5 protein-coding genes are annotated in these 6,971 nt (G+C 56.6%); 2 read left to right on the forward strand and 3 right to left on the reverse strand.

Annotated elements, in window-relative coordinates; genetic code table 11:
- Together FC75_RS12930 and FC75_RS10410 are read left to right on the forward strand one after the other, a co-directional pair.
- On the forward strand, window positions 1–458 hold a 458-nt coding region (locus tag FC75_RS12930; protein ID WP_202813289.1), incomplete at its 5' end, for an LPXTG cell wall anchor domain-containing protein.
- A gap of 233 nt (window positions 459–691) precedes the next feature.
- Window positions 692–1,183: an AP2 domain-containing protein gene (locus FC75_RS10410; RefSeq protein ID WP_054666536.1), complete on the forward strand. Its 492-nt coding sequence runs from the start codon at window positions 692–694 to the stop codon at window positions 1,181–1,183.
- A 95-nt stretch (window positions 1,184–1,278) separates the two neighbouring features.
- Here FC75_RS10410 and FC75_RS10415 read toward each other — a convergent pair whose 3' ends face one another.
- The 3 genes from FC75_RS10415 to FC75_RS10425 all read right to left on the reverse strand — a co-directional run bounded on the left by FC75_RS10415 (window position 1,279) and on the right by FC75_RS10425 (window position 6,668).
- On the reverse strand, window positions 1,279–3,573 hold the full coding sequence (locus FC75_RS10415) for a mucin-binding protein (protein WP_056989847.1): 2,295 nt from the start codon (window positions 3,571–3,573) through the stop codon (window positions 1,279–1,281).
- Window positions 3,554–5,077 carry a hypothetical protein gene (locus FC75_RS10420; protein ID WP_056989848.1) on the reverse strand — a complete coding sequence of 508 codons (1,524 nt, stop codon included), beginning with the start codon at window positions 5,075–5,077 and terminating at the stop codon, window positions 3,554–3,556. The genes FC75_RS10415 and FC75_RS10420 overlap by 20 nt, the downstream gene beginning before the upstream one ends.
- A 109-nt stretch (window positions 5,078–5,186) precedes the next feature.
- Entirely contained in the window at window positions 5,187–6,668 is a 1,482-nt protein-coding gene (locus FC75_RS10425) for an ABC transporter substrate-binding protein/permease (protein ID WP_420843323.1), read from the reverse strand.
- Window positions 6,669–6,971 lie beyond the last annotated feature (303 nt).

Genomic DNA, 6,971 nt, shown 5'->3' on the forward strand with positions numbered 1-6,971 from the left:
CAAACCCAGGTGGCGACACAAACCCAGGCGGCAACACGAACCCAGGCGGCAACACGAACCCAGGCGGCAACACGAACCCAGGTGGCGACATAAACCCAGGCGGCAACACGAACCCAGGTGGCGACACAAACCCAGGCGGCAACACGAACCCGGGTGGCGACACTAACCCAGGCGGCAACACGAACCCAGGTGGCAACGCCAATCCAGAAGGCGGCCAGCCTGAGGGTGGCAAAGCAAACACTGACCACACCGGTAAGACCGAGACCATGCAGCCTGTAAAGACCAGCGAGTCGACACCAAAGCCGAGTGCGCCAGCAAGTGTTGTAAAGGCGCCGGCTAAGCAGAGTAAGACACTGCCGAAGACCGGTGATCAAAATGCTGCAGGTTTGGCACTGTTAGGCGTTTCGTTACTTTCCCTATTAGGGCTAGTTGATCGTAAGCGCAAGCTAGATCGGTAATTAAAGTATGACGAAAGGTCCACGCTTCACGCACACTTGACGTGCATGAAGGGTGGGCCTTTTGGTGTCTTGTCGTGCTGGCAACAATACTACGCAATGCCTGTGGTGCACTACATTTTCGTGTGTACAAAGCTGGAGTCTCCGCGATTTTTGTCAAAATAGCAAAAATCGCGGAGAATTGGTCCGCAGTTCCCCCCTTAGAATATAAGCATAGGAGCAAGGAGGGAAAAACGATGCGAGTGAAAGATCTCTCAGGTGAACAATTTGGTCGGTTGACCGTGCTCAGGCGAGCAGGGACAGCCAAGAACGGGAATGCGGTATGGCAATGCCAGTGTTCTTGCGGTAATACGGTCACAGTCGACGGGTATCGGCTGCGGTCAGGCCAAGTGCGCAGTTGTGGGTGCTTGCGTCGGGACGTCGCTCGGCAACGCGCGGCGTTAAATCCGGCCTTCAGGGCACACCAGCACGCGCATGGGCGTGATTTGACGAATGATGATGGGATTTCGCTGAATTCATTGGTCAAAAGCAAGCGCAATAAGTCTGGTGTAGTGGGTGTCTCTTATAATCCGGCCAATAACCGTTGGTTTGCGCGGCTCCGGTATCAAGGCCGCTACGTGCTTCTCAAGTCATGTCAGACGTTTGATGAAGCAGTGGCCTTGCGTAAGGCTGCAGAATACCAATATCTGGGCAAACCGACTGAAGAGTTGGCAGAAAGCGTACAGTGACACACTTCGGGGAGGAGTGCGGCGCTGGCCGCTTTTTTTGTCTAGACACGAAAAAGGGCAAATCGTTTCGATTAGCGATTTGCCCTTTACTGTGCTTAGGATTGAATGCCGAAGTTGATCACGCCCGAGAGGCTTTCCCAGTAAGCCGCTAACATGGCTGCGCCAGCCGCAGGATTCGGTGCGCCCCCGCCGTTGCCGTGATGCTGCTGAAGCGACATTGAAAATGGTGCATAGACCATTTGCCGGTTCAGCCGCTCACCTTGGAACAGGTTGGTGATTTGCGCTTGACTAGATTGTTCAGTAGTCCGGCGATTCTGCTGGGCTGCGTTGGTTTTTGCGCCAGCCAGTTCTGGTACCAGCGCCTGGTACTCGCTTGGCAGGCCTGAAGCAAGTGCGGCAGCCACCACGTGCTTGACTGTAATGACCACCGTCTGGTCGGCTGCTGGAAAGCGAGTTAAATCGGTGGCTGGGTTGATCAGGACCGCGTAGCCAGCTTCTACTAGTGACTGCGTGAGTTCATGAAAATTGAACGTCATCGGCTCGCCTGGTACCCCGGCAATCAAATCGGTTTGAAGCGGTTTGCCAGTATCGGCATCGACAACAATCACTGTGATCCGCCGCGTTTGTTTGGCCGCCGCTGGAGTGACAGCCTGATTCTGAGCGACAGGTGCTTTAGGACTGGTTGCGCGAGGTGCCGGTGTCGTTGGCTTTGCCGCAGCGATTACTTTGCCAAGAGGATTGGTCCCGGATACTGCAATACTTTGGGCACCTTTACTCGGCGCTTTGTTTTCGGCAGTTGATTTGGCCTCGGAAGCTGCGGCGCTCTGGGCGACCTCACTAGCGGCCTTGCTTGCGGCAATGGAATTGGCTTCGGAAATCGCGGCGCTCTCGGCTGCCTCACTAGCTGCCTTGCTTTCGGCGATGGAGTTAGCCTCGGAAATCGCGGCGCTCTCCGCCGCTTCACTGGCCGCTTTACTTTCGGCAATAGAGTTAGCCTCTGAAATCGCGGCGCTCTGCGCTGCCTCGCTTTGGGCAATGGAATTGGCTTCTGAAATCGCGGCGCTCTCCGCTGCTTCACTGGCTGCCTTGCTTGCGGCAATGGAGTTGGCCTCAGAGATCGCGGCGCTCTCGGCTGCCTCACTAGCTGCCTTGCTTGCGGCAATGGAGTTAGCCTCGGAAAATGCGGCGCTCTCCGCTGCCTCGCTTGCGGCTTTGCTTTCAGCGATGGAGTTAGCCTCAGAAATTGCGGCGCTCTCCGCCGCCTCGCTTGCTGCTTTGCTTTCAGCGATGGAGTTGGCTTCGGAAATTGCGGCGCTCTCAGCCGCTTCACTAGCTGCCTTGCTTTCGGCAATGGAGTTGGCCTCAGAAATTGCGGCACTCTCAGCCGCTTCACTAGCTGCCTTGCTTTCGGCAATGGAGTTGGCCTCAGAAATTGCGGCACTCTCCGCTGCCTCACTTGCTGCTTTGCTTTCAGCGATGGAGTTAGCCTCGGAAATCGCGGCGCTCTCCGCCGCTTCACTGGCAGCTTTACTTTCGGCGATGGAGTTAGCCTCGGAAATCGCGGCGCTTTCCGCTGCTTCACTGGCTGCCTTGCTTGCGGCAATAGAGTTGGCCTCGGAAATCGCGGCGCTCTCGGCTGCCTCACTGGCGGCCTTGCTTGCGGCAATGCTTTGAGCGACCGAGGCCGCGCTTGAGTCCGCTGCGCTGGTGCCACTTGACTGACTGGAGTCGGCGCCGCTGGAAGTTTGTTGAGCGGTGACCTGAATGGTTGCCGTCATCATGCGGGACGTCATGTTAAAGAGGATTTGGTCACTTTGCCCAGCTGCAAGCGCATAGCCGGCAGGCGGCTGCGCGATGTAGGTGCCCGCGGACTGCAGACCAAGCTGCTGCTGGACCGTCGCAATCACCTGGTTGCCGTCAACGTACTCGTAAGTCATGACGGCAGTGCCAGTGCCAGCCGGGTTCACGGCCAGCGCCCCCTGGATGCTTGAGGACACAACGTAATTGTTATCGCCGATCGCGGCCTTGACTGCCGCGGTCAGTTTGCTTTGGCCTTGAGCCGTCAGGTTGGCATAGTAGGTGCCGGCGACCGTGTCATCATCGATGACACTAAAATCGCCCGCCGCCAGCGTGATTGTCGCCAGCGTTTGGTGCGTGCCGCTGACCGTTGCCGTGACTTGGCTGCCAACGAAGTGCTGCGAGGCCAGGGTGCCATCTGCGGTGCTGGCCAGGGTACTCCAGCTCGCGCCCAGCACGGTCGTTGCTTGCGTTGCCGCCTGGACCGAGGCTGCTGGCGTGATGGCCGGAGCCGCGAGGGTGACGCCGGTCAGCGCCGCGGCGCCCATCAGGACGGTGCCAATTGTATTCACGTTATGAGTCAGCTTTGTCATCGCTTGCGTCCTTTCGTTTCAGTGAAAATGGGTCACTCACCGTTTTCGGTACGACTGTTTGCATTTTGGCCTGTTTCACGCGTACGGTCAAGTCCGCCAACTCGCCCCAATCGGCTGGGGACGGGGGGTTCGCCCACGTGACCTGGGGAATGGCCAGAGTCGGGTCGGAAAAGTCCGACAAGTAGACGTCAGTGTGCTTAGAGAGCCGGTGTTCGACGACAATGAACGCGTTGTCGAAGCTGGACAGGGTCCGCGAGATGTAGTCGGTGTAAATCGGCCCTTGCGCAAAATCGACGCACACGTACACCTTATCGCGCAGCGCCTCGGTCGGCAGGTAGTTGATCAGCGTGAACATGTAGGAAAAGTACAGGTTGACCGCCATCGTCCGGTTGAGCACAGGGTCGGCGCGCTTGGCCAGCTGGCTGATAAACGTCAGGATCAGCTCATCGAAGCCGGGGTAGAGATTCGCAAAAAAACTGATTTGCTGGTCATCGATGAAGGTGGTCGGTGCCAGGTAGAATGTCACCATTTGCACGTGCAGCCCGAACAACGCCTGCCGCAGGGGGCTTAAGTCGGTTTCGCCAGGGTCATCCAAAATGTGACGACTTTGGACCAGCACCAAAAATTCATCCGTCATCCGTCCCGCCTTGGGCAGCCGCGCGGCCGAAATTAAGTCGGTTTCGCTGGCCGGCGGCAGGTAATGCCAAATGGCCAAAAAGGCGTACAGGTAGTCGAGTTCGGCAGACGTGACCCCGAACTGTTTTGGCAAAATTTTGTGAATCCCGTCGAGGCGACCATTGGCCCCAGGCAACTCGAGCGCGCCTGGCAGCACCTTTTCAATGTGCTGGCCGTTCATCATCCGCAGCAGCCAGATCTTGAGGAAAAATCGCAGCTTCGTGGTTTGCGTCGGCAACAGTGCCACGTCCAGTTGCGCCTCCAGCGTGCGGATCAGCGCCGCCACCGTTTCGTCCAGCTCTTTGAAGGGGCTGGCGATGCCATTGTACGCCACGAAGTAAAACTGAAACAGCGCCAGCCGCGTCGCAAATTCTGTGTCGGCAGGTTCGTGCGGCGAAAGAAAATCATCGGCCAGATCATTTTTCAACTGGGCCGAGGCCTCATAGAACTTGGCGTTGGAAATGAAGTGTTCCTTCATATATTTGCTTTTGGGCGTGCGTGCGGAAAAGAAGAACTGGTACTCAAACACCGTGAACTCATAGCTGCGCTTCAGGTACATCACCCGGAGCTTTTGCAGGATCACCTTGGTGAGGTGATGGGCGCGCCAGTAGCCTTTTTCCAGGTCATCGAGGTAGCTCGGGGTCTCAGTCGATACCGCGACCAGGTCGGCGTTGAGGCCATCAAACACCTTATTTAGCTTGTACTTGGTGAGGCCGAACTGCTCCTGAAGGGTGCTTTCGGAGAGCGTTTGGTTCGCGGCGTTGCTGATAGCTTGCAGGATGCGGTAACTGGCTCGATCCTCGGCATTAAACAGTGCTGACGCGTTCATCTACTCACCCTCTCAAAATTTATTCCCACTATTACGAATATTATACTGCACATTTGATTGACTTAGGAGACGCAAAAAGCCCCGGCCAAGGCCGAGGCTGCACGGTGCGTTACACCGTGACTTCGTGATGCATTTTCTTCTCCAAAAAGGCGAGGAGTTTCGTGAGGCTGTAGGTCATGATGAAGTACAGGACCATCGCGATGGCAATTGGCAAAACGCCGCGGTAAGTGTCGGCCTGCACGATCCGCATCTGGTAAATCAGATCCGCCACGCCGATGATTGAAACAATCGAGGTTTCCTTGATCAGTGAAATGAACTCGTTGCCGAGTGCCGGCCAGATGTCGGTGAGTGCCTGCGGGAAGACCACGTAGCGCATAGTGTCGCGCTGGCTGAGGCCCAGGCTGCGTGCTGCCTCGGTTTGCCCCTTGGCAATCGCCTGAATCCCGCCGCGGAAGACTTCGGACACATAAGCCGCCGAGTTGAGCCCGACCGCCAGCGTGCCTGCGACCACCGCCGAGACGTTGTAGAACGTGCCGATTCCGAAGTAGATGAACATCACTTGGACCATCAGCGGGGTGCCGCGGACGAAGGTGACATAGGCGTTGGCCAGCTTTTTCAGCCAGGTGATCTTGCCCAGCCGCACGAAGGCGAGACCGGAGCCCAGCAGGACGCCGATGATCACCGCGACCAGTGAAATGCCGACGGTGTACTCCACGCCCTTGGCGAAGTACGTCCAGTAGTGCCACATGGTGTGGGTCTTGGCGCCGGTCGAAATGTACTTGGACGCAGCCGGCAGGAACTGCTTGTTGATCTGGTCCTTGCGCTTTATCTTGGCGATACTCTTGTTGACCGCGGCCTGCAGGGCATACGAGCCCTTCGGCAGGGCGATGGCGTTGCCGGATTCGGCGCCGGACACGGTGAACTTCCCGTCGATGGCGGCGAGGGTCGGGTCGGAGTTCGCGTAGGCGACGGCCGAGGCGGAGTCCTTCACGATGCCGTCGATTTTGTGCGCCTTAAGCGCCAGCACTAGGTCTGAGGCGTTTTGCATGCCGACGACCTTGGCGCCGGGCATCTGCTGCTTGACCAGGTTGTAGGCGATGCTGCCGACCACGGCGCCGACCTTTTTGTCATTAAATGACTTGCGGTCCGAGTAGAGGCCCTTGTCGGTTTTCAAAATAATGATGTCCTGCTTGGACGTGTAGTACGTGTTGGAAAAGTCGACGTGCTGCTTACGCTCTGCAGTCGGGGAAAAGCCGGACAGGATCATGTCGACCTTGCCAGTTTCCAAAGCGACTAGCAGCGAGTCAAAGTCCATGCGCTTGACCACGAGCTTGACGCCCAGGTCCTTGGCGATCTGCTTGCCAATCTCGATGTCCATGCCGACGACCTGCTCCTTGCCATTCACGTTGGTCGTGAACTCGTAGGGCGGGTAGTTCGGCGAGTTGCCAATGACCAGCGTGCCTTTCTGCTGAATGCGGGTCAGCGAATCGTCGGTCGCGGCTTGGACAGGCTGCGGCTGAGCCGCCGCGGCGAGAAGCCAGACCAGAAGGCTGGCGAATAATAGGTAGAGCCAAGTGTGCTTGTGCATGATGAACGTACCCCTTCCCAATTAACACAATGGGGCTAGAATACACTAAATAGAATAAATATGCAATATATGTACAGCGTGGGTTCTGCTTTTGCTTCGTTCTCTGAGCCTAGTTATTCGGGTAGATAATCGTCTGACATCCAAATCTCTTGATAATTGACCGCGAATAGAAATACCAGGTGATATACTTTTTTATTGAATGGGTTTGTTTTGGAGGGCAATATATGAGCTTATACATGCTTCATTTTAATTCCCCAGTTTACAATTCAAGTGCAACACCCTGACGACTAGACCAGAAAGGCCATG

Origin of the sequence: Lacticaseibacillus camelliae DSM 22697 = JCM 13995, from assembly GCF_001436615.1 — a bacterium.
Taxonomy (GTDB): Bacteria; Bacillota; Bacilli; order Lactobacillales; family Lactobacillaceae; genus Lacticaseibacillus; species Lacticaseibacillus camelliae.

Bases quoted from the DNA above. Each gene is read 5' to 3' on its own strand.
- FC75_RS10410 (WP_054666536.1), top strand. From the start codon at position 692: ATGCGAGTGAAAGATCTCTCAGGTGAACAATTTGGTCGGTTGACCGTG.
- FC75_RS10415 (WP_056989847.1), bottom strand. From the start codon at position 3,573: ATGACAAAGCTGACTCATAACGTGAATACAATTGGCACCGTCCTGATG.
- FC75_RS10420 (WP_056989848.1), bottom strand. From the start codon at position 5,077: ATGAACGCGTCAGCACTGTTTAATGCCGAGGATCGAGCCAGTTACCGC.